Here is a 2,460-nt window from a genome sequence, read left to right as displayed (position 1 = left end):
TCGCGCGCGCTCTGCTGCGCCTCGTGGGTCGGCAGCACGTACAGCAGCGGCCAGAGGTCGGCCTCGCTGGTCTGCAGGCGGCCGGCCAGCACCGCGGCGGCGGCCAGCAGCCGCTGCGACTTCACGATGCGCCGGTCCGACAGCGTCACGCCCGCCTGCCGCAGCTGGCGGATGGCATTGGCCAGCGCCGGCTGCACGCCGCCGAGGTCGACCTGCTGCAGATGGCGGCAGAGGACGTCGAGGTCCGCGAGCGCGCCGCCGCCCGCGGCCGGCGCATGGTCGGAGCGCCAGCCGCCGCTGAGCATGGCCTCGAGCTGGTGGTCGGGCAGCGGCTCGATGAAGGCATGCAGCAGGAAGCGGTCGCCGAAGGCCGCGAGGCTCTCGTCGTCGGGCAGCGCATTGGCCGCGCCCACGCACACGCGCAGCGGGCAATGCAGCTGCGTGTGGCCGCGCCGGAAGCGGCGCTCGTTGAGCACGCCCAGCAGGGTGTTGAGGATGGCCGTGGAGCCCAGGAAGACCTCGTCGAGAAAGGCGACGTCGGCCTCCGGCAGCATGCCGCTCACGTCGGTCTCGACGGTGCCGGCGCGCAGCTTGTTGAGGTCGACCGGGCCGAACAGCTCCGAGGGCTCGGTGAAGCGCCCGAGCAGGTATTCGAAGTAGCGGCCGCCCAGCGCCTGCGCCACGCGCCGCACCACCGCGCTCTTGGCCGTGCCGGGCGGGCCGATCACCAGCAGGTGTTCCTGGGCCACGGCCGCGAGCACGATCAGCTCGGCCAGCTGGTCGCGACCGACGAGGCCGTCGGTGGCCGATCGGATCGCATGGCGGACGTGTTCTGCGGCGGCCTGGAGTGATGTGTCGGTCATCTGAAAAAAGCGTTGCACTTCGAAACAGCCGGCTAGTGTGCCGCAGAGCCGTGACCAAGGCAGTCCACACGCCTTCACAAGATGCCCTTGAACCGGCAGCAGCCCAGGCCCACCACCTCGGGCGGATGCTCAACATGAAGGGGCGGACCGGATGGGACCGAGCCCTTCGTTCATGCGCCTGATCCAATGAAAATGCCCCGCTCGTGCGGGGCATTTAGGTCCAAGCGACTCGCAGACTATTTACACAGCCTGGAAGTGAGCGGTTTCATGGTTTCCAAAGCTCAGGCAATGGCTAATCCATATCCAGGTGGACATTCGCGTGCGAACGGTTCGCGTCGCGCATCCGCTTGTTTGCTTCCTCGCGATCTTCGGCCTTTTCAACGAAGACCGGCGCACGCGGAATCTTTTCCGGCTCTCGAGTCGTCGACCCGCTCGACACGTTGTGCGCATGCGCATATCGCGATACCACGAGTCCAAGCAAATCTTTCAAGCTCATTTCGGCCTCCAATTCGCCATCAAGGCATCCAACCTGACCCGAGACTGTGACCCCGCCTTGAGATCAAAGTTCATGTAGTCACCGTCCCCGACACATCGCCAGTACTCCGGGCCTCCTTTGAGGTCTATCACATCCGAAACATTGGGGCAACCGGCCACGCCGGCCGGATAGTACGGAAAATCGCGTGCCATGACCCCTGTCGCGGGGAGAAGAGCCATATCGAAGCCGTATTTGGGCCACGCGACATAGCCGCCCCAGCGACGCACGGTACCTGAAGCCTTCGCGGAAGGAGGCATATCGGCCCAGTTTCGCCCTCCTGCTGCGAACAGTCGCAGCCTGGTACCGCCTCCCGGCAAGGTTGCGTTCGCCGCAGCGGCGATCAGCGAAACCATATGCCCAGCGATCCCCTTGTGAGAATCATTGAACATGATGAGCTTGAGATAAATGCTCGCTGCGTTGATGCGGCCATCGAGGTAGATCACGAACTCGTTCGGTTCCTCGAGGTAGGCGTCATTCGATACGGTGATCAAGAGGCCAAGAGGCACTTGCTCGCCATCGGGCAACTCCGCATGAGTCCAAGCCAGCTTTTCGGTCAGCGTGATAGTTGATCCGCTGGGAGCACCGCAAAGCTGGATGATTTGCAGGGCATTCAGCGGAAATCCAAGTAGCCCGCTGATCCAGTTCGTCGCCCCGACAACCTTGCAGGTCGTTGCATCAAAGTGCGCTGCCTGAAACTGCGCCGCGTCGGCACTCATCGCCATTTTTTGATCCTCCCGGCGCCAATGTAACCGAGCGTCACATCTGAAGCCGTGAACTCTCCCGACGTGGTCTTATTGCCGCTCACGCGAAAGCCTCCGTCGCAGATCGTCGCCAGGAAATCCGCGCGGTTCGCGGATTTCGACACGCTCGCTATCGCGCGTGCGCGCGTGTTCTCGCGATGTGACGCCTCGCCTTGCGGCTGTTCGTCATGTGCGCAGGCTCACGCAGGCGGTCCATCGCGGCCTGCCCGAAGCCTTCAAGGTTCGTTAGACGACGGCAGACCTCAGGACGCGCCGAAACGCGGCGCGCGCTTCTGCAGGAAGGCCGCGACGCCCTCGCGCG

The 2,460-nt window shown here is 64.3% G+C and carries 3 protein-coding genes; all 3 read right to left on the bottom strand.

Features of this window, described 5'->3' with window-relative positions; genetic code table 11:
* Window positions 1-863 (bottom strand): AAA family ATPase (locus tag AC27VN_RS38895; RefSeq protein WP_490880123.1); only part of this gene is annotated, 863 nt, incomplete at its 3' end.
* Between the two features lie 292 nt (window positions 864-1,155).
* Window positions 1,156-1,359 carry a hypothetical protein gene (locus tag AC27VN_RS38890; RefSeq protein ID WP_143129343.1) on the bottom strand — a complete coding sequence of 68 codons (204 nt, stop codon included), beginning with the start codon at window positions 1,357-1,359 and terminating at the stop codon, window positions 1,156-1,158.
* A complete protein-coding gene (locus tag AC27VN_RS38885) occupies window positions 1,356-2,120 on the bottom strand; it encodes a hypothetical protein (RefSeq protein ID WP_490880122.1) in 765 nt (254 codons plus the stop codon). The genes AC27VN_RS38890 and AC27VN_RS38885 overlap by 4 nt, the downstream gene beginning before the upstream one ends.
* Between the last annotated feature and the right edge of the window lie 340 nt (window positions 2,121-2,460).

Source organism: Variovorax sp. 20P10.2.4, assembly GCF_058244205.1.
Note: the sequence above shows the minus strand (reverse complement) of the source record. Positions and strands in the feature narration are given on the sequence as shown.